The organism is Carnobacterium divergens, from assembly GCF_900258435.1.
Classification (GTDB): domain Bacteria; phylum Bacillota; class Bacilli; order Lactobacillales; family Carnobacteriaceae; genus Carnobacterium; species Carnobacterium divergens_A.
Window position 1 is genome coordinate 800,661 of the sequence record NZ_LT992558.1, and the last position, 20,233, is coordinate 820,893.

Annotated in this window: 21 protein-coding genes; 13 read left to right on the top strand and 8 right to left on the bottom strand. The window is 33.7% G+C overall.

Annotated features, from left to right (window positions below):
* Window positions 1-14 precede the first annotated feature (14 nt).
* Window positions 15-1,004, top strand: coding sequence for a UDP-glucose 4-epimerase GalE (gene galE / locus CDIMF43_RS04225; RefSeq protein ID WP_109841272.1), 990 nt, complete (start codon window positions 15-17; stop codon window positions 1,002-1,004).
* A gap of 51 nt (window positions 1,005-1,055) precedes the next feature.
* Here the strand turns inward: galE and CDIMF43_RS04230 are convergent, their stop codons facing one another.
* From CDIMF43_RS04230 to amaP, 4 genes are read right to left on the bottom strand one after another with little or no spacing between them, the layout of a single operon-like run.
* On the bottom strand, window positions 1,056-1,220 hold the full coding sequence (locus tag CDIMF43_RS04230) for a CsbD family protein (RefSeq protein ID WP_074401331.1): 165 nt from the start codon (window positions 1,218-1,220) through the stop codon (window positions 1,056-1,058).
* Between the two features lie 37 nt (window positions 1,221-1,257).
* Window positions 1,258-1,755, bottom strand: a complete 498-nt coding sequence (locus CDIMF43_RS04235; protein WP_109841273.1) for an Asp23/Gls24 family envelope stress response protein — start codon at window positions 1,753-1,755, stop codon at window positions 1,258-1,260.
* A 59-nt stretch (window positions 1,756-1,814) separates the two neighbouring features.
* Window positions 1,815-2,018, bottom strand: a complete 204-nt coding sequence (locus CDIMF43_RS04240; RefSeq protein ID WP_074401329.1) for a DUF2273 domain-containing protein — start codon at window positions 2,016-2,018, stop codon at window positions 1,815-1,817.
* A 16-nt stretch (window positions 2,019-2,034) separates the two neighbouring features.
* Window positions 2,035-2,601, bottom strand: a complete 567-nt coding sequence (gene amaP, locus CDIMF43_RS04245; protein WP_074401328.1) for an alkaline shock response membrane anchor protein AmaP — start codon at window positions 2,599-2,601, stop codon at window positions 2,035-2,037.
* Between the two features lie 259 nt (window positions 2,602-2,860).
* Here amaP and tsaB point away from each other — a divergent pair, with 259 nt between their 5' ends.
* From tsaB to tsaD, 4 genes are read left to right on the top strand one after another with little or no spacing between them, the layout of a single operon-like run.
* Window positions 2,861-3,583, top strand: coding sequence for a tRNA (adenosine(37)-N6)-threonylcarbamoyltransferase complex dimerization subunit type 1 TsaB (gene tsaB, locus CDIMF43_RS04250; RefSeq protein WP_074401327.1), 723 nt, complete (start codon window positions 2,861-2,863; stop codon window positions 3,581-3,583).
* On the top strand, window positions 3,567-4,148 hold the full coding sequence (rimI, locus tag CDIMF43_RS04255) for a ribosomal protein S18-alanine N-acetyltransferase (protein WP_109841274.1): 582 nt from the start codon (window positions 3,567-3,569) through the stop codon (window positions 4,146-4,148). The genes tsaB and rimI (CDIMF43_RS04255) overlap by 17 nt, the downstream gene beginning before the upstream one ends.
* 17 nt (window positions 4,149-4,165) lie before the next feature.
* A complete protein-coding gene (gene rimI / locus CDIMF43_RS04260) occupies window positions 4,166-4,657 on the top strand; it encodes a ribosomal protein S18-alanine N-acetyltransferase (RefSeq protein WP_109841275.1) in 492 nt (163 codons plus the stop codon).
* Window positions 4,650-5,678: a tRNA (adenosine(37)-N6)-threonylcarbamoyltransferase complex transferase subunit TsaD gene (gene tsaD, locus CDIMF43_RS04265; RefSeq protein ID WP_109841276.1), complete on the top strand. Its 1,029-nt coding sequence runs from the start codon at window positions 4,650-4,652 to the stop codon at window positions 5,676-5,678. The genes rimI (CDIMF43_RS04260) and tsaD overlap by 8 nt, the downstream gene beginning before the upstream one ends.
* Window positions 5,679-5,744: 66 nt before the next feature.
* Here the strand turns inward: tsaD and CDIMF43_RS04270 are convergent, their stop codons facing one another.
* Window positions 5,745-7,703, bottom strand: coding sequence for an ABC-F family ATP-binding cassette domain-containing protein (locus CDIMF43_RS04270; protein ID WP_109841277.1), 1,959 nt, complete (start codon window positions 7,701-7,703; stop codon window positions 5,745-5,747).
* A gap of 331 nt (window positions 7,704-8,034) precedes the next feature.
* Between CDIMF43_RS04270 and CDIMF43_RS04275 the strand changes: the two genes are divergently transcribed.
* A complete protein-coding gene (locus CDIMF43_RS04275; protein ID WP_034571520.1) occupies window positions 8,035-8,694 on the top strand; it encodes a redox-sensing transcriptional repressor Rex in 660 nt (219 codons plus the stop codon).
* Between the two features lie 38 nt (window positions 8,695-8,732).
* Here the strand turns inward: CDIMF43_RS04275 and CDIMF43_RS04280 are convergent, their stop codons facing one another.
* Genes CDIMF43_RS04280 through CDIMF43_RS04290 form a run of 3 tightly spaced genes read right to left on the bottom strand, consistent with a single transcriptional unit; the run spans window position 8,733 to window position 10,137 of the window.
* The gene (locus CDIMF43_RS04280; RefSeq protein WP_109841278.1) at window positions 8,733-8,936 is read right to left on the bottom strand and encodes a YdiK family protein; all 204 of its coding nucleotides are present in this window, start codon (window positions 8,934-8,936) and stop codon (window positions 8,733-8,735) included.
* A 47-nt stretch (window positions 8,937-8,983) separates the two neighbouring features.
* Entirely contained in the window at window positions 8,984-9,631 is a 648-nt protein-coding gene (locus CDIMF43_RS04285) for a CPBP family intramembrane glutamic endopeptidase (RefSeq protein WP_227001211.1), read from the bottom strand.
* Window positions 9,632-9,666: 35 nt separating this feature from the next.
* Window positions 9,667-10,137 (bottom strand): GNAT family N-acetyltransferase, encoded by a 471-nt coding sequence (locus CDIMF43_RS04290; protein WP_233218289.1) that lies wholly within the window; start codon window positions 10,135-10,137, stop codon window positions 9,667-9,669.
* A 299-nt stretch (window positions 10,138-10,436) separates the two neighbouring features.
* Between CDIMF43_RS04290 and groES the strand changes: the two genes are divergently transcribed.
* The 7 genes from groES to CDIMF43_RS04330 all read left to right on the top strand — a co-directional run.
* The gene (gene groES, locus CDIMF43_RS04295) at window positions 10,437-10,721 is read left to right on the top strand and encodes a co-chaperone GroES (RefSeq protein WP_074401321.1); all 285 of its coding nucleotides are present in this window, start codon (window positions 10,437-10,439) and stop codon (window positions 10,719-10,721) included.
* A 33-nt stretch (window positions 10,722-10,754) separates the two neighbouring features.
* The gene (groL, locus tag CDIMF43_RS04300; RefSeq protein WP_109841279.1) at window positions 10,755-12,383 is read left to right on the top strand and encodes a chaperonin GroEL; all 1,629 of its coding nucleotides are present in this window, start codon (window positions 10,755-10,757) and stop codon (window positions 12,381-12,383) included.
* 212 nt (window positions 12,384-12,595) lie between these two features.
* Window positions 12,596-13,078 (top strand): DUF4352 domain-containing protein, encoded by a 483-nt coding sequence (locus CDIMF43_RS04305; protein ID WP_162532909.1) that lies wholly within the window; start codon window positions 12,596-12,598, stop codon window positions 13,076-13,078.
* A gap of 720 nt (window positions 13,079-13,798) precedes the next feature.
* A complete protein-coding gene (locus CDIMF43_RS04315; protein WP_109841281.1) occupies window positions 13,799-14,545 on the top strand; it encodes a hypothetical protein in 747 nt (248 codons plus the stop codon).
* 286 nt (window positions 14,546-14,831) lie between these two features.
* Window positions 14,832-15,974 (top strand): ArgE/DapE family deacylase, encoded by a 1,143-nt coding sequence (locus tag CDIMF43_RS04320; protein WP_109841282.1) that lies wholly within the window; start codon window positions 14,832-14,834, stop codon window positions 15,972-15,974.
* A gap of 317 nt (window positions 15,975-16,291) precedes the next feature.
* Complete coding sequence (locus tag CDIMF43_RS04325) at window positions 16,292-18,139, top strand: LTA synthase family protein (RefSeq protein WP_109841283.1); 1,848 nt, start codon at window positions 16,292-16,294, stop codon at window positions 18,137-18,139.
* Between the two features lie 64 nt (window positions 18,140-18,203).
* Window positions 18,204-20,233, top strand: a 2,030-nt coding sequence (locus CDIMF43_RS04330; RefSeq protein WP_233218290.1) for a glucosaminidase domain-containing protein, incomplete at its 3' end; no start/stop codon positions are given.

Below are 20,233 nucleotides of genomic sequence, written 5' to 3' on the forward strand. Positions count from 1 at the left end.
AAAGGAGATTAGGGATGACTATTTTAGTTTTAGGTGGGGCAGGTTATATCGGATCTCACGGGGTGGATCAACTAATTGAAAAAGGCTATCAAGTAGTAGTCGTGGATAATTTGCAAACAGGCCATAAAGAGGCGATTCATAAAGATGCACGCTTTTATCAAGGGGATATTCGGGATAAAGCATTTTTACAAGGTATTTTTAAAAAGGAAAAGATTGATGGAGTGTTACATTTTGCAGCCAATAGTTTAGTTGGCGAATCAATGGAACAGCCTTTAATGTATTTTAACAATAATGTGTACGGAACTCAGATTGTTTTAGAGGTGATGGAAGAGTTTGATGTGAAAAAAATTGTCTTTTCTTCTTCGGCAGCTACTTATGGAGAAGCAAAAGTGATGCCGATTGCAGAGTCAGCTTCAACGAATCCAACGAATCCGTATGGTGAAACGAAGTTAATGATGGAAAAAATGTTGAAGTGGTGTGAGGAAGCCTATCAAATGAACTATGTTGCCTTGCGCTATTTTAATGTTGCAGGAGCAAAAATAAATGGACAAATTGGTGAAGATCATACACCAGAAACCCATTTGATTCCCTTGGTACTACAAACAGCTTTAGGCCAAAGAGCTCAGCTTTCTATTTTTGGAAATGATTATGATACTCCAGATGGAACGTGTATTCGTGATTATGTTCATGTACAGGATTTAATTGCTGCTCATATTTTAGCTTTAGAATACTTAGAAGCAGGAAATTCAAGTAATATCTTTAATTTAGGTAGTTCTACTGGATTTTCAGTTCAAGAAATTGTAGAAGCCGCAAGAAAAATTACGGGGAAAGAAATCCCAACAAAGGTGGAAGCAAGACGTGCTGGAGATCCAAGCACATTAGTGGCTGCCAGTCAGAAAGCTCAAGAAATGTTAGGATGGAAACCTGAATACACAACAATGGAGACGATTATTGAGTCAGCGTGGAATTGGCATGTGAATCATCCAACAGGTTATCCAAAATAAAATAAAGAGCAAATGCCAACGAGGCATTTGCTCTTTATTTTATTCTTCGCTTTATTTTTTGATATCGCCTAATTTATCTTCAACAGCACCTTTAGCTTTTTGTGCTTTTCCTTCAGCTTCTTTTTTCACGTCGTTTGTTACTTTTCCGTAGGTTTCTTTTGCTTCACCTACTACTTTATCTTTTAAACCTTTAGCTTTGTCTTTGAAATCTGTCATTTTAAATTCCTCCTAGTAGATTATTAATTAATTGTTTTTATTGAACTCTTCCAGTAGAATCTACTGGTTTTTTTGGTCCATCACTTGGTCCATTTTTTGGTTGTGAATCACTCTTATTATTTTGTTCATCGAATTCTTTACGAGTCATTACGTCATCCACATGCATGTTCACTTCGATGACAGTTAAACCAGTCATATCTTTGATTTGTTTGCTGACTTTATCGATGGTTGTTTGGAAAATTTCAGGAATATTTTTGCCATACTCTGCAATGACTTTTAAGTCTAAAGCCACTTGTTTTTCGCCAACTTCTGCATCAATGCCTTTTGTGATATCTCCTGAGCTACGGAATTTATCAGCAATATCGCTAATGAAGCCGCCACTCATTGACAAAATTCCTGGAATTTCATTTGTTGCAATGCCAGCAATTTTTTTGATGACTTGATCTTCGTAAGTTAATGAATTTTTGTGTTCAGGTGTTGGTGCTACTGGTGGAATGCTTCCGTTATTTTGTTTGTTATCATTAAATTCTGCCATTTCTAAATCCCATCCTTTTATTATTTATTTGTTTATCATCATAGAGTTAGATAAATCACTTATTTCATAAAAAATTGTAACCAAGCAGTGATGTCAATTTTACCATCGCGCCAAGCGCCAATAATAAAACCAATACTTGCTAGTAACACAATTAATAAGGTATAACCAAATCCGATTGTAATTAAGAGCAAGGCGATGATTAGCCCAATCAAAAGGCCAATAATACGTCCCCGATATGGATACCATGATTCTGGTGGTTGCATCTTTGTTGACCTCCTTTTAGACTACTCTTGTGGAATGGTTCGATTTTACTGTACCATTCGTTGCATGGGCTTCACTAATTTTCACATTAACTGATTTTACTGGAACCTCTAATGCTCTTTGGATGCTCTCTTCAACACGTTGTTGTATCTCTTTTCCAAGAGTAGGTAATTTTTCTGCGTCAACTACGGTTGCTTTAACGGTAATTGTGGCAGTTTTTGCTTTTCTCTTTAATTTTGCATGAACTTCAGGATTTTTTGCATCTGTCAGGTCGCTAAACGATTGTCTAGCAGTAGATTCGATTGTTTTTTTCGAAATATCAATGTCGCCCATACCTGTTTTGATTGTTAAAAATTTATCTGAAGCTGGAACAAAAATTGCGGTTAACAATAAGATTAAAAAGAAAAGTCCTAATATAATTGAAATGACTACCACGGTATATGAAAACCATAATCCGTTTTGCCATAAATGACTTGCAAAATTAGAGAGATAAGGAACTGGATAAGCCATTGAAGCAAAAGTGGTCATCGAAAGCAATCCAATGATTGAAATGAAAATTAAGATAAAGCGATTAAATTTATTCATCAAAATCCTCCTTTCATTTAAGTTGTGTCGAAAATGTGAACCACGTCTATAAGAAAAGCTTAACGGTTTTATTATTTAAAATCAACTAATTGCACTTATAGAAAAAAGATTAAGTATAGAATAAAAAGCGTTGTATATTGTTAAATAAAAAGTATGTAAGGTGAAAAATCATCTAGAAACTTAAGAGTTAACTTAATCTTTAAAACAAACTATGATAAAATAGAAGAACGATTAAAGTAAAATGGAGAGGGGCTAGAAAATGAATATATTAGCAATTGATAGTTCCAATCAAGTGATGAGCGTTGCTGTATTAAATGACAGCAAGATAGTTGGAGAAATCACAACGAATGTGAAACGAAATCACAGCGAAAGCTTAATGCCAGCAATTGATGAAGTTATCAAAATGGCGCATTTAAAACCAACTGAATTAGATCGGATAGCAGTAGCCATGGGTCCAGGTTCATATACCGGTTTGCGAATTGGTGTAACGATTGCAAAAACACTCGCTTGGACATTAAATAAAGAGTTAGTGGGAATCTCTAGCTTAAAAGTATTAGCAGCAAATTGTGAGAATGCTTCTGGCTATCTCGTTCCGATAATGGATGCTAGAAGAGGCAATATTTATACAGGATTGTATCAATGGGTTAATGGTGAATTAGAAGCTGTGGAACCAGAAACACATTGTTCGGCAGAAAAATGGGCAGAGCATTTGGCAACACTACAAGGAGAGTTCGAAATTGTAGGGGAAGATTGGGAGTTGTATCAACAAATCTTTGAAGAAAAATTAGGACATCGAGTAATGGCTGCGCCTTTAAAGGATCGAATACCAAAAGCAAGTGTTCTTGGGCTATTAAGCAGATCTGCTGAAACTAGCGATCCACATACATTTGTTCCTAATTATTTAAAATATGCTGAAGCAGAAGAGAATTGGCGAAAGGCTCATCCAGATCAACTGGAGGAAAGCTATGTTGAAAAAATTTAAAAATTGGCTCTTACAAAATGAACCGCCAATCCAGTTGAATCAGCAACGAAAATTAAGTGAACGCGTCACATTAGTTCAAACTGAATTTCGTTTAACGTCAACTTCAGATTTCTACACTTTAAAAATAGGAACAAGACAAGACATTTCAGACTTGATAAAAATTGAAAAACTAAGTTATAACGGAAAAGCGCCGTGGAGTAGAATGGCTTTCGAACATGAAATGTCGGTTAATCAAAATTCGATTTATTTAATTATAAAAAATGCAGCTCAAGAAGCCGTTGGATTTATTGGCGCCTGGTTTGTGGAAGGGGAAGCTCATATTACAAATGTAGCGGTTCAACCAATCTATCAAAGAAGAGGCATTGGAAGATTGCTAATCACTGAATTAAAAAAAATAGCTATCAGCGAAAAACAAACTAAAATGAGTTTAGAAGTTCGAAAATCAAATAAAAATGCCCAGAGTCTTTATCATCAATTAGGATTTAGCGATGGCAAAATAAAACAATCCTATTACTCAGATGACCACGAAGATGCCTTAGAAATGGGACTTTCTTTAAATGAGTAGAAGTGGAAGGAAGTTTCATGAAAAAAATCAATAAGAATGAACTTACATTGAATTCTATTAAAGCAACTCAATTTAATGAATTTGATTTGTATCAATTGGCTGATTTAAGCTATGAACATGGGTCACCCTGGCAGATCCATGTGTTTAAAAATGATTTAGCATTAGCCTATGTCGACTATTTAGTCCTCTATGACGAACATCAATTAATTGGATTTATCGGGTATCGTCAAATTTTTGAAGAAATTGAAGTTACCAATATCGTGATTCATCCGACATTTAAAAAACAAGGTTTAGGACAATTGTTGTTGACTTCATTAGTTGAATCCGTTGAAAATGCTGAAATGATTCATTTAGAAGTGCGTGTTTCAAATCGTCAAGGGATTCAACTATATAAAAAAAATGGCTTTAAAGAAATTGGAATAAGGCCAAACTATTATCAAAATCCTTATGAAGATGCTAAATTGATGCAATTAGAAATCAATCAAGAAAAGAGTGAAATAAATGTCTAAAGAGAGTAATTTGATCTTAGCAATTGAAACGAGTTGTGATGAAACGAGTGCAGCCGTGATTAAAGATGGAAAAGAGATTTGTTCAAATATCGTTGCATCTCAAATTAAAAGCCACATGCGCTTTGGCGGAGTTGTTCCTGAAATTGCAAGTAGACATCACGTTGAACAAATTACGCAATGTATTGAAGAAGCTATGAAGGAAGCCAATGTAACCTATGAAGAGTTAAGCGGAGTAGCAGTCACAGAAGGACCCGGTTTAGTAGGTGCCTTGCTTATTGGAGTAAATGCTGCAAAAGCGATTGCCTTTGCGCACCAATTGCCTCTGATTCCTGTAAATCATATGGCAGGTCATATCTATGCCAACCGTTTAATTGAACCACTGACTTTTCCACTACTAGCTTTAGTTGTTAGCGGAGGACACACTGAGCTTGTGTATATGGAAAAAGATGGAGACTATCAGATAATTGGTGAAACAAGAGATGATGCAAGTGGTGAGGCATATGATAAAGTCGGGCGAGTTCTAGGTTTAACCTATCCTGGTGGAAAACGAATTGATGAAATGGCAAAAATGGGATCAGATACCTTCCATTTTCCTCGTGGGATGATTAAAGAAAATAATTATGATTTTAGTTTTAGCGGGTTAAAAAGTGCCTTTATCAATACGGTGCACAATGCCGAACAAAAAGGTGAGACGTTAAATCAGTTTGACTTGGCTGCAAGTTTTCAAGCAAGTGTAATCGATGTATTGGTTAGTAAGACACTTAAAGCAATTCGTGAATATCCAGTGAAACAATTAGTTTTAGCAGGTGGCGTGGCAGCAAACCATGGTCTTAGAGCAGAGCTGACAAATAGAATGAATCAAGAATTCCCCTCCATTCGTTTATCGATTCCGCCACTTTCTTTATGTGGCGATAATGCAGCTATGATTGGTGCAGCTGCATATGTAGAATTCAATTCAGGACATTTTTCAGGATACGATTTAAATGCCAAACCGGGACTTTCTTTTGAAATGATGAAATGAGAATAGAAAAAAGCATGAAAGCCATTTTTTAAATGGCAATTTCATGCTTTTTTTATGGGATTCTGCTTAGTTTCCTAAATCTTCAAGAGCCAGACTTTGTTCTTCCCATTCATTAATAATGGTTTCGTGTTGTTCTTTTAATTGTCCTAATTGTTGATTGATTTCTTGCACTTTTAAATGGTCGCCATAGACTTCAGGTAAAGTTAACTCTACTTCTAAAGTTTCGATGGTTGCTTCCAAAGTCGCCATCTCATTTTCTAACGTCTCAATACGACGCGTGAGTTGACGAATTAGTTTTTGTTCTTCTTTGCCTATTTGATAATGTTCTTTAGTTCCTGAGTCAGTCACTTGCGCTTGAAGTGGCTGCTTTTTTAAAGCTTCTTCTTCCGCCAGCAAACACAATTCTTCTTCTTCCGCTTTTTTTTCTAAATAATAATCATAATCCCCCAAATAAAGTTTACTTCCAGAAGGAGAAAGCTCAACCACAGTGGTTGCAATCCGATTAATAAAGTAACGGTCATGGGAAACAAAAAGAATCGTGCCAGGGAAATCTATTAAAGCATTTTCCAAGACTTCTTTGCTATCAATGTCTAAATGGTTGGTTGGTTCATCTAAAACTAAGAAGTTGTCTTGTTCCATAGAAAGTTTAGCTAAAGCTAATCGAGCTTTTTCGCCACCACTTAATGTAGAAACAACTTTTTCGACATCTTCGCCTGTAAATAAAAAACTTCCTAAAATACTGCGAATATCTTTTTCTGGTGTTGTAGGGTGTTCATCCCAAAGTTCAGCTAAGACGGTTTTTCCTGAACTAAGGTTCGCTTGTTCTTGGTCATAATATCCAAGAGTCACATTTGCACCAAGATGTTTTGTACCTTGAATTAAAGGCAGTTCATCAACCAATGATTTTAGAAGGGTAGATTTGCCAATTCCATTTGGTCCAACTAGGGCGATAGCGTCTGTTTTTCGAATGTCTAATTGGATTGGGCTAGAGATAATGGTTCCTTGATACCCAATTGCTCCATTCTCTAAGGATAAAACTACATTGCCACTTTCTTTTTCAGGTTGAAATCTAAAACGAGCTGACTTTTCATCCCCAAGTGGTCGGTCCATCCGTTCCATTTTATTCAATTGCTTTCGTCTACTTTGAGCACGTTTTGTCGTAGAGGCGCGGGCTAAATTCCGACTGACAAAATCTTCTAGTTTGGAGATTTCGACTTGTTGCTTTTCAAACTCTTTCCACTCACGTTCTAAATTTGCTGCTTTTTGAGTGAGGTAGTTTGTATAGTTGCCTTTATAATGGGTCATTTTTTGGCGACTTATTTCATAGACTTCACGAGAAACTTTGTCTAAAAAGTATCGGTCATGAGAAACAATCAAAAGGGCCCCTTGATAAGTTTGAAGATAGTTTTCCAACCAACTTAAAGTAGCTATATCTAAATGGTTGGTGGGTTCATCCAAAATCAGCAAATCTCTTTTTTCTAATAATAGTTTAGCTAAAGCCAATCGCGTTTTTTGTCCGCCAGAAAGTTGCGTGATTTTTTTTGAATAGTCCGCTTCAAAAAAATTAAAACCATGTAACACAGAACGAATTTCAGCTTCATACCCAAAGCCATTTGCTTCATTAAAATCATGTTGTAACTGGTCATAGGTATCTAGCATTTTTTGGTAAGCCTCAGGATCTTCTAGTAATGCGGGTTCGCCTAGTTGTTCTTCTAAGTGGCGCATTTTGGCTTCCATTTGAATAATAGGTTCAAAAACAGACAACATCTCATCCCAGATACTCTTATCTGAATCTAAGCCTGAATGTTGAGCTAAATAACCAATTGTGACTGTTTTTCCTTTAGATAGGCGGCCAGCATCAGGTTCTTCAATTCCTGCAATTATTTTTAATAAAGTTGATTTTCCAGCACCATTGCGACCCACTAAAGCAATTCTAGCATTGTCTTGTATTTCTAATTGAATATTTTCAAAAAGCACATCTGCACCAAAATAACGTGCAACGGATTGTGTTTGTAATAAAATCATTATAATTCCCTCACTTCGTAGTCTACCCTTATAGTGTAGCATAATTTAGCAGCGTGTTGAAATTGAAATCACAAGAAAAAGTAAGGGATATCAACTAGTGAATAAATTCACAATTTAACGCTTGTGAATTTATTTAAATTAGCAATCAATCTTCCTAACAAATTAAGAAATTATTTGAGCAAAAAAGTAGTATAATATAGAAAAAATGCTATAATGATAATGCTTGGTGATTACTTAATGATTGTGAAGTAAATTCTTTTAAAATGGTTTTGTGAAAAAAAACAATAACTTTTTAAAATCAAGATACTATAAAATGTTGGAGGAAAGAAAGATGCCAAATCAAAAGATACCTAAGGCAACGGCAAAACGTTTGCCTATATATTACCGTTACTTACGTTTCTTACATGACGCTGGAAAAGATCGTGTTTCTTCTACTGAACTGAGTGATGCAGTCAAAGTTGACAGCGCAACAATCAGAAGAGACTTTTCTTATTTTGGTGCATTAGGAAAAAGAGGCTATGGATATGATGTTGAAGATCTATTGAACTTCTTTAGTAAAACATTGAATCAAGATCGTTTGACCAATGTCGCTTTAATTGGAGTAGGGAACTTAGGCCATGCCTTATTAAATTATAATTTCCATCAAAGCAATAACACTAGAATTAGTGCAGCCTTTGATGTAAATGAAGAGATTGTTGGAACGATTGCAAGTGGAGTACCAGTTTATCCAATGAGTGAGATGATTGAGCAATTGAAACTACAACAGATTGAAGTTGTCATTTTAACTGTCCCAGCACCTGTAGCTCAAGAAACTGTGAATGAATTAGTAGATGCTGGTGTAAAAGGCATTATGAACTTCACTCCACTGAGAATCTCAGTTCCAGACCATATTCGCGTTCAAAATGTGGATTTAACCAATGAATTGCAAACATTGATTTATTTCTTAGATCATTATACAGGTAATAATGACATCCTTGATTTAGAAGATTAAAAAAAACGTTGAGAAAGAATTCTTTCTCAACGTTTTTTTTAATCTTTATTGTGGTTTTTTATTTTCAAAAATAACTGTAACATTTTAGTTCCTCGAACAAAATCATTTGTTGCAATCACTACACAAAGAATTGAAAAGAATCCCCAGCCTGTACTTTTAACAAAATCAATCGTGGACCAAATAAAAACAGCAGCCATGACATAGTTGAAAATGATTTGGGTTAGAAAACTATTTTTACTCATTATTGATTTCCTTTCTATGCTCCGCTGTTAACTAGCGATAAAGCAACTTATTTTAGTAGCACCATCTGAGAAATAAATACTAAGGTATTCATTAGCATATGTGCAATAATCGGAGTAGCAATGTTTTTTGTTTTTACATATAAAAAGCAAAAAACAAATCCCATTGCTGAATAAAGTAAGATATGACCGTCCATATGAATAAAGGCAAATAATAACGAGCTGATAACCGCGGCTCCTACAACACCAGTTAAATCATAGAAAAAACCGAAAATGACTTTTCTAAAAACAAATTCTTCAAGAATCGGAGCAAAGATGGCGCCAGTAATTAAGAATAAAGGATACTTGTTTATGATTTCAATAATGTATTGTGTATTAGCAGAACCGGCTGGAATTTTTAAAACGGCTTGTTCGATTAAATTTGCAGTTATTTGAACAAAAATAGCTAAAAACATCCCTATAAAGCCCCACGATAAAACTTGTCCCTTTGAAACAGAAGGTTGAATAGTTAAACTATTTTTGATAGGAAATTTCTTATTTAAAAGAATCATAACCAAACTACCTATTATAAAGCAAGCGATAGTAGAGTAGATGATGACCGATGTTTTTGCATTTCCTGGAACGACTATCCCTAAAAGAGCGGGTAATGTTTGAGCGATAACATAGGTGATCAAAATTGTAATTGCTGAGTTTTTCATTTTAAACCTCATTTCTAAAATTCATTTTGACTGAGTCAGAGGTACTTTGTCATAGAAAGATCCGTTGTAACAAAGCCCATTTTTTTGTATAACTCAAGGGCAATTTCGTTATGACCAAAGACATGTAAATTAATTTTATCAAAATGTAACGTTTGTATTTCTTTTATAAGTGTTTCTAATGCTTTTGTGCCATACCCTTTTCCTCGAAAAGGCTCGAAGATAACGAAATCATAAATAAATGCAGATTTTCCAGTTTTATCGTGATGAGCGTGAAACCATAAATAACCAACCTTACTTGAAAGGGAAGGTTCAATTATTGAAAATAAAAACTCATTTTCAGTATGAAGACCTTTAGGTAAAAGTTCGTTAAAAGAATTCGTTGCAAGGGCAATCGATTCATCATCAGACCAAGTTCCAGCAGCTACTTTATCTTTTGCATAATCCAAAATTGAGAAAGAAAGAAAATCATCAAAGTCAGGTTGAGTCATTTTTTTTAGACGCATCATAAAGAGCTCCTTTATCATAAGAAATAGTGGTTTGTTTTCAGGTTTATCAGCTGAAAAAAGCAAATTCAGTATCCAGTATACCATACTTATTAAGGTGTATGTTTTGGAAATAAAAAAATAGCAAACTCAAAATAAAAGAAATCGAAATGATTTGCAAATAGTAAGGAGTGAAAGGAGAAAAAAAGTTAACAAAATACTTGCATTCTATCCAAATTTTGATTAAGATAAAGAAGTGAGTTAGCACTCTTTGTATATGAGTGCTAATAGAAACAAAAAGATAAATAAATGGAGGGATTTACGTGTTAAAACCATTAGGAGATCGTGTCATGATAGAAGTTGCTAAAGAGGAAGAAAAAACTGTTAGTGGGATCGTTTTACCAGGTTCAGCGCAGGAAAAACCTCAAACAGGAACGATTATCGCAGTCGGTGAAGGTCGTATTTTAGAAAATGGTACTAAAGTTGAGATGGCTGTTAAAGTTGGCGACGTTGTACTATTTGAAAAATATGCAGGAACTGAAGTTAAATATGAAGGAAAAGAATATTTAGTCTTAAAAGAACACGATTTAGTAGCAATCGTTGGGTAACAATAAAAATAAAAAATTATGAGGTGAAAAATAATGGCTAAAGATATTAAATTTGCAGAAGACGCACGTGGCGCAATGCTTCGTGGAGTAGACATTTTGGCAGACACAGTTAAAGTAACATTAGGACCTAAAGGACGTAACGTTGTTTTAGAAAAATCATTCGGATCACCTTTGATTACAAATGACGGTGTGACGATTGCAAAAGAAATCGAATTAGAAAATCATTTTGAAAATATGGGAGCAAAACTTGTTTCAGAAGTTGCTTCAAAAACAAATGATATTGCTGGTGACGGAACAACTACAGCGACTGTTTTAACACAAGCAATTGTTCGAGAAGGATTAAAAAATGTTACTGCAGGAGCTAACCCCGTTGGCATTCGTCGTGGGATTGAATTGGCAACGAAAGCAGCAGTTGAAGAATTACATGCGATTTCAAAAGTAGTCGATTCAAAAGAAGCGATTGCACAAGTAGCAGCCATTTCTTCTGGTGATGACGAAATTGGTTCATTAATCGCAGAAGCTATGGAAAAAGTTGGCAATGACGGCGTGATTACAATTGAAGAATCAAAAGGAATCGAGACCGAATTGGACGTTGTTGAAGGAATGCAATTTGACCGTGGGTATTTATCTCAATATATGGTAACAGACAATGACAAAATGGAAGCTGTTTTAGAAAATCCATATGTTTTGATTACAGATAAAAAAATCTCAAATATTCAAGATGTCTTGCCTTTGTTGGAACAAATTTTACAACAAGGTCGTCCGTTGTTGATTATTGCGGATGATGTGGATGGGGAAGCCTTACCAACCCTTGTTTTAAATAAATTACGCGGTACGTTTAATGTTGTTGCAGTCAAAGCTCCTGGATTTGGTGATCGTCGCAAAGCGATGTTAGAAGACATCGCAATTTTAACTGGTGGTACTGTTATTACAGAAGACTTAGGATTAGAATTGAAAGATACAACAATTGATCAATTAGGTCATGCAGGAAAAGCTGTAGTAACAAAAGATGCGACTACAATTGTTGAAGGAGGCGGCGCAAAAGAAGCCATCCAACAACGTGTAGCTATCATCAAATCACAAGCAGCTGAAACGACTTCAGAATTTGATAAAGAAAAATTACAAGAACGTTTAGCAAAACTTTCAGGAGGGGTAGCCGTTGTTAAAGTTGGAGCAGCTACTGAAACTGAATTAAAAGAACGTAAATTACGCATTGAAGATGCCTTGAATGCAACACGTGCTGCTGTTGAAGAAGGAATCGTAGCAGGTGGTGGAACGGCTTTAGTGAATGTACAAGCTAAAGTGGCTGAAATTGAAGCAGAAGGCGACGTAGCAACAGGAATTAAAATTGTCCTACGTTCGTTAGAAGAACCATTACGTCAAATCGTAACCAATGCTGGACTTGAAGGTTCGGTAATTGTGGATAAATTAAAACATGCTGATTTAGGTATTGGTTTTAATGCAGCGAATGGTGAATGGGTAAACATGGTTGAAGCTGGAATCGTAGACCCAACTAAAGTGACTCGCTCTGCTTTGCAAAATGCAGCAAGTGTAGCAGCATTATTGTTAACAACAGAAGCTGTTGTTGCTGACCAACCAACTCCAGACATGCCACCAATGGCTCCTGGAATGGACCCAAGTATGATGGGTGGCATGATGTAGGAATATAAAGAAGACCCCTTTGTTGTTAAGGGGTCTTTGCTTTTTTTATCTATATATATTTAAGTAGTTGGTGTACATAGATAATTTAAATAAACTTCTTATCCTTAATAGATTGTATGTTTTTCTTCTTGTGTTTTTTATTAATATAATCTAGATAATAAATTTTTGGAATGCTATAATAAATTATGAATAAATTAATGGAGGGCTATCTTTTGAAAGAAAAGCAGATATTAGGAATCGTACTAGCAGTTGTATTAGTAATCTTTGCGGGAGTTATGACAAAAAATAATCATGAAAATATTATCTATAATATAGGTGACGTAATAAGTATTGGCAAGGTTAACTACAAGGTGAATAATTTTGAAATTAGAAACAGCAATGATATGAAAGGAAGAAATGATTTAATTGTATCTATTGATGTAACCAGTAAGAGTGAGGAGTCTGAAAAGGCCTCTTTTGAAGATAGCTTTGTTCTCAAAATAGGTGACAAATCGTTTGAAGCAGATTCAACTAGAAGTGGAAATGCTAATGCAGGTTCAAATCCTTTTAGATATAATCAGTTAAATCCAGATCAAAAAATACAAGGATTCGTTGTATTTAATATATCTAAAAATCAAGCGGAGTCAAAAAAGTTTGACCTATTGATAAAAGAAGGCTCTTTTTCTTCAGAAGAGGCAACAGTGAAACTAAACTAGCAAAAAGCTTCTCGTTCCTAATTGGTTTGAGAAGCTTTTTAAATTACTTTTTATCGAATTTTTCTTTCACGTCATCGACCATGTCTTCTTTTTTTTTTTTCATATCAGAAGCAACTTCTTTTACTTTGCCAACAGCTTGGTCAAAAAAACTTCGGCTTTAATCATTTATCCCCAGTTACGTCACCAGTAACTTCATTAGCTTTACCACTGATTCTCATATAAATTAGTTGGTAAAGATTTGTATAATGGCTGTTTGAAAGGTGTCACAAAATCGTCACTTTTTATAATGTGGTTATTTAATTCAAATTTTTATAAATCTATACCTAAAAATTAATAGGTTTAATTATGGATACTTATAATGATAGCGTTTTGATAACAAAAAGGATTCATTAAGTAACGATTTTGATATTTTTTTTTTGAAAAAAAGACAATTATCAATTTTATTGTAATATAGATAGTAATTAGCCTTGTTATAAACTATGCGTTATGTAATTTAGTAGCGATTATGATAGTGTTAGCAGTTGTTTTATCATGCTATAATTTGTAATAAGGAATAGAAAATTGCTCTTAAACAAATTTGTTTAAGAGCTTGAGGATTATCCACCCCAAGGAAGATCGCCGAACGGAAACATATAATCACCACCAAACTTAAATTTTTTAAGTACATAATAATATTTTACAACGAATACACATATAATTCAAATTAAGGAGGCGCTTGTAATGTGTTACAACAGAGAAAAATGTTATAAAAAAGTAACGCATCTTTGCGAGCGTTTTGAGTATTTGAAAGCTTACCACATTTTAATAGAAGGAATTGATACTTTAGAAGTAATAGATATTTCTGAAAAGAAACGATATTTGCATCAACTTGGTATAACTCTATTGCTAGGAAAAAATGAAATCGATAGATCGATACCCATATTTGAGGAAGCGTTAAACTTAGGCTATGATAAAAAAAGTATTTTTGTTGATGCGTTAACTGTAAACTCATTAGGAATTGCCTACTATTTAAAAGGTGAGATAGAAAGTGCTAAACCATATTTTGATGAATCACTTTCTGCTTTAGAAACGTTAGAATTGATTGATGCCGAGGATATGAATAAGACGATGCTGACTTTGTATAACACTGCCAAATTTTATTCTGGTGTATCAAACTATAAAAAGGCTATCTTGATTTGTAAAACAGGAATCGACATAGCTGTATCCGAAAACAGAATGGCGCATTTAGAAAAACTGTATTATGAAAAAGCATTTAATCATAGAGAATTAGGGAATATAGATATTGCTGTATTAGAATTTAAAAGAGCCTACATGATTGCAGATATTCGGCAATCCGAGATCATAAAACAAGCTGCTAAAGAAAAGTTGGAAGAAATAAAAAAAGGGCAGAAAAAGGGCATTAGTATGAAACTAATGACTAACAACCATGAAAAGAATAGTAAGTTTCCAACTATCAGAAGTCTATAAACAAAGGTATTAACATAATCAAATATAATGAGGTTATTATATTATGATGGGCGGCATGATGTAATTTTTAAGTCATTCAAAAAAAGATTTCTCATTTTGAGAAATCTTTTTTTGTTTATAGAAGCTAACAGATGGATTACATGATACTTGTCAAATAAGATGGAAAATAAAAAGATAATTAAATTCTGATCCATGTGGTAGCTCGTTTGTATAGAAAGAGTAGAAAATTGTAAACACCTGTTATTGGAGTTATAATGAACCTATAAAAAGAAAGAAGGAATACGCTATGGAAAAAGCAAAAAAAATTCAAATTTTGAAAGATATTATCAATATAAAATCTGTGAATGGCAATGAAAAAGCTGTTGCAGATTATTTAACCAAGCTATTTAATGAATACGGAATTGAAACGCAACAAGTCGCTTATGATACAAATCGAGACAATTTAGTGGTTGAAATTGGAACGGAGGGTTCAAAAGTACTAGCCTTTTCTGGACATATGGATGTTGTGGCACCAGGTAATTTAGCGGATTGGACAACAGACCCTTTCGCTGCGGACGAACGCGATGGTAATATTTATGGTCGAGGCGCTTGTGATATGAAGAGCGGATTAGCAGCAATGGTCATCACGATGATTGAATTAGTAGAAGAGAAGGCTGAATTGAATGGGAAAATTAAATTGTTAGCAACTGTCGGAGAAGAAGTTGGCGAACTTGGCTCTGAACAGTTAACAAAAGAAGGGTATGCAGATGATGTGACGTCAATGATTATTGGCGAACCTTCTGGATATCATATTATTTATTCACATCAAGGTTCGATTAATTTTAGCGTATCCTCTAAAGGCAAAAGTTCTCATAGTTCAATGCCAAAATTAGGCATTAATGCGATTGATCATTTAGTTGAATTTTATACTAGAGCGAACAATGAATTTAGAAAGACTGTTTACACAAACGATGTATTAGGCGATTTCATTTATAATGTAACGATGATATCTGGTGGCGAACAAATTAATAGTATTCCAGAAAAAGCAACGTTAGAAGGAAATATCCGTACAATTCCAGAGTATGACAATCAAAAAACAGTGGCAAAATTAAACGAGATTATTGACGATTTAAATAAAGAAAAAGAGTACCATCTCGAGTTAACGATTGAAGCCAACAAATTAGTTGTTAAAAGTGAACGAGATTCAGATATTGCAACCATCGCTCAAAAAATAGCTGAAACCAAAATAGGACAAAAAGTACCGTTACTTGGTATGCCGGGAACAACAGATGCAGCTGAATTTATTAAAGCAAAAAATACTTTCCCAATTATTGTTTTTGGACCAGGAAATGAAACCCCTCATCAAGTGAATGAATATGTTGGGATTGCTAATTATTTGGATATGATTGAGGTTTATAAAGAAATTGCTAAAGATTATTTAAATCATTAATTTTTTAGAAAATTGATCGAGTGATAAATTTAGTTAAAAAGAGTTGGAATCAAACCAACTCTTTTTTGTCTTTTATTTCACTTTAAAAATTTCAATTACATGATTTTTTTAAAATAACTATTTTTATTTAATTTAGTTTTGTGTAAAGCAAATTATTAAAAGGAACAATAAACTATTAAATTCACAAGCTTGTCAAATTTTTATTACAACTTAAAGTCAATTAAATTTCAAGCTATCAATGTTGAATGTTAATTGTTATAATGAAATGCAATTAATGAAAAGGAAAATAACGAGTTAGTTATTAAGAGGTAAGGGTTTTGAATAATGTAAAGAAAAAAATTTATATAGTTATTTCATCATTATTAGTGATTTTGCTCCCCTGTTTGTATGTATTAATCATTCAAGCATCTCAGTACAATTTTGATTTTACACTGGCACAAGAATTTTTCAATAATAATACAAATATTTTTTGGTTAAGCTATGTTTTAGTTTTGACAATTTCTTTAGTTTTACTATCTTTAATAGGAAGTACCATCATAACTGAATTTTTACTTTTTATTGTGGTAGTAGGTTTAGCATTTGCTAACAATCAAAAAGTTTTAGCAAGAGACGTAGCTATTTACCCAGAAGATATTTTTATGGTTCGTGAAATAAAATTGTTAATGACAATGATTGATCGAAGTGAATTAATTAAGATAGTGATAGTTGTTTTAGCTTTAATACTAGTGTGTATCCTTTTATTTATAGCTGCAAAAAAAACAATAAATCTTCAATTTAACAAAAAAATAATCTATCCTTTGAGAGGTATATTGTTAGTTTTCTCTGTATTTGTATTGTTTTTATTTATAAATATTAATGAAGAAGGATCAACAATGAATAAAATTCAAAAGAAGATGGATATTGAATTTATTGATTGGAGCCAAGTTGATAATTATCGAGTAAATGGATTTGTTTTGTCGTTCTTAAATAATTCTAGAGTTCAACCAATTAAAAAGCCTGAGGGGTATTCTAAAGATTCAGTTTTAAAAATTGTAGAAAAATATAAAAAAATAGCAAAGGAACAAAATCAATCAAAAGAGGAATTGTCAGATATTGATATTGTTTATGTGATGAGTGAATCTTTTATTGATCCAAGGGATACAGATTTATTTTATGAAAAAAACGAGGATCCAATTCCTTTCACTCATGAACTACTACAATCAAGTATTTCTGGGAAAGCATTAGTGCCAGAGTACGGTGGTGGGACAGCTAACATGGAATTTGAAGCTTTAACAAGTTTTTCAAATTATTTTCTACAAGTTATTCCCTATCAATCAGTAGTTCCTAAGATAAATGGTTTCCCATCTATTGTTTCTTACGTAAAGGATCGAAATTATACTGCAACGGCCATTCATCCATTTGACGGGAATATGTACAAACGTGTTGAGGTTTATAATTCAATGGGCTTTGACCAGTTTATGGACCAAAAAGACATGACTTATACTGACATATTTCCGCCTGGGGGAGCGATATCAGATGAATCGGCGTTTAATCAAGTGTATGATGTATTGACTCAAGACGATAAAGATCATTTTGTTCACTTAGTCACGATGCAAAACCATCAACCGTATTCAGCAGGTTATGATGAAAACCCATTTGAGGTTACATCTGACTTATTGACAGATGATATTAAAGTAAGAATGCAAATTTATTTTAAAGGGATAAATCAATCTGATAAAGCAATGGAACAATTCATTGAAAAAATTGATCAGTTGGATAAAAAAACAATGATTGTATTTTGGGGAGATCATTATCCAGGGCAAGGTCTATTTTCTGATATTGATGGAGAACATGCAGAACTAGTACACTCAACCCCTTTATTCATCTACAAGAATTTTGATTCAGAACATAGTGATATAGGGAGTCAAAGTTTAAATTACCTTACTCCTAATGTATTGAATGAATTAAATGTAAAAGAAACGCCTTTTCATGCCTTAGTAAATACATTAAATAAGGAAATCAAAGGATTGACTAAAAACATTCAGTTAAATTCTAATAGTGAGCAATTTGAACTATTTAATGAGGACAGTTATCCTACATTAAAAGAATATGAAATCATTCATTACGATTTAATTGCTGGCAATAAATATAGTTTGAAAGAAAAATTTTATAGTATAGAAAACTAAGAAATAAAGAGGAGAAAAAATGAAAAACAAAAAAATTACACTAGGTATTGTATTTATTATAGTAATGTCAGTTCTATTTCCTAGTTTGAGCACAATTGTTTATGCAACGGAAATAATTAATAGCTCATACAACCAAGAATCGCAAGCCAATGAATCAACTACAGATCAGATAGCTGAAATAGATAGTCCCATCTCAACTGAAAATACAGATAATGAAATACCAAGAAAAGAAAATTTAGAGTCAAATGTTAATCAGGGGCAAGAAGAACAGACTACAGCAACTAATCAAGAACCTCTCAAGACTCAAGATGAGTTAAGAAATGAGACCATGAGCGATGCTATGACAAAAGCAGCCTCTATTCCTGCGTTTATTGATGAAATTTCTGGAATGGCATCAAGTTTGGCAAATAGTAATGATTTGTATAGTTCTGTAATGATTGCTCAAGCAATTCTAGAGTCAAAGTATGGAACAAGTGAGTTAGGAAGTTCTCCAGTACACAATTTATTTGGCATTAAAGGTACCTTTAATGGTCAATACGTGATGAAAGATACGCTAGAGGTAATTAATGGTGAAACAGTAACGGTTAATGCACAATTCAGAAAATATCCAAGCTATACAGAGTCTTTGCAAGATTATGTAAATAAGTTAAAATTAGGTCCAGGTATTGAAAATGGTTCCAGTTGGAATCCTAATTATTATTCAGGTGCTTGGAAAAGTAACACACAAAGTTACAAAGATGCGACTAAGTTTTTAACAGGTAAATACGCGTCAGATTTAGACTATAATAAAAAATTAGATAACTTAATCCAAACTTATCAATTAACGAGATTTGATGATACTGAGCCGGCAAAAATCATTAGTAATTTAGAAACTCCAGAGCCGGATACAGTCATTAAGGAAGATAAAATATTTGTTAAAGGTTGGGCGTTATCAACTGATTCAGTTAAGGATGTTTCTGTTAGTATAAATGGCCAATCTGTTGGTAATGCTGAGTATGGGAAAAATCGCCCAGATGTTTATAATGCCTATCCACAATATAATAACCAGTCAGCAGGATACGAATATAATATTAATAGTGAGAATGTAGTTACTGGAACTAATCAACTTAAAGTAACTGTATCAACAAATTCAGGACAAACAACTGAAATGACTTCAACTATTTTAGTTCCAGAAACTAATGTAGAAGTAAATCCTAATCTGCCGAATATATTAACAGTGGATACTTTGGCAAATGGAACAGTATTAAAAGACAATTTAGTCATTAAAGGCTGGGGTTTATCTGCAAGCCAAGCTAAAAAAGTTGAAATGTTAGTAGATGGAAAAATCATCGGGGAAGCACAATTAGGGCTTGAACGATTAGATGTAGCGAATATTTACCCACAATACAAAAATAAAAATTCAGGTTACAGCTACCAATTGGATATAGGCAAAATAAGTGAAGGAAAACACGTCTTCACAGTAAGAATGACAACTGGTAACGGACAAGTGGTCGAGAATAAATACAACGTTGAAAAACCTAAAGTAGATATAATAAGTTTAATTGATAGTCCAGAAAGAAATGAAACGATTTCAGGAATCTATAAAGTCAGAGGTTGGGCAATTGCAAGTGAAAAAATTGCATCGGTTAAAGTAGCCGTAGATGGTAAAGAAACAGGAGTGGCTACGTACGGACTTCCAAGAGAAGATGTGTATCACGCTTATCCATCATTTAATCAAAAAAATGGGGGGTATGAGTATCAATTAGATACCTCAACACTTACTGGTGGCGCCCATAAGCTAGAAGTGAGTATAACAACAGTAAGCGGGAAAACATCGACCTCACAGTTAGATATTAAAGTACCTGTTCTTAGTAACTTATTAACAGTAGATACATTAATAAATGGAACTATTTTAAAAGATGGTTACATTATTAAAGGTTGGGGATTATCTCAAAACAGTGTGAAAAAAGTTGAAATGTTAGTAGATGGAAAAGTCATCGGGGAAGCACAATTAGGACTTGAACGATTAGATGTAGCAAATGTTTACCCACACTATAAAAATAAGAATTCAGGTTTTAGTTACAAGTTGGATATAGGTAAAGTAAGTGAAGGAAA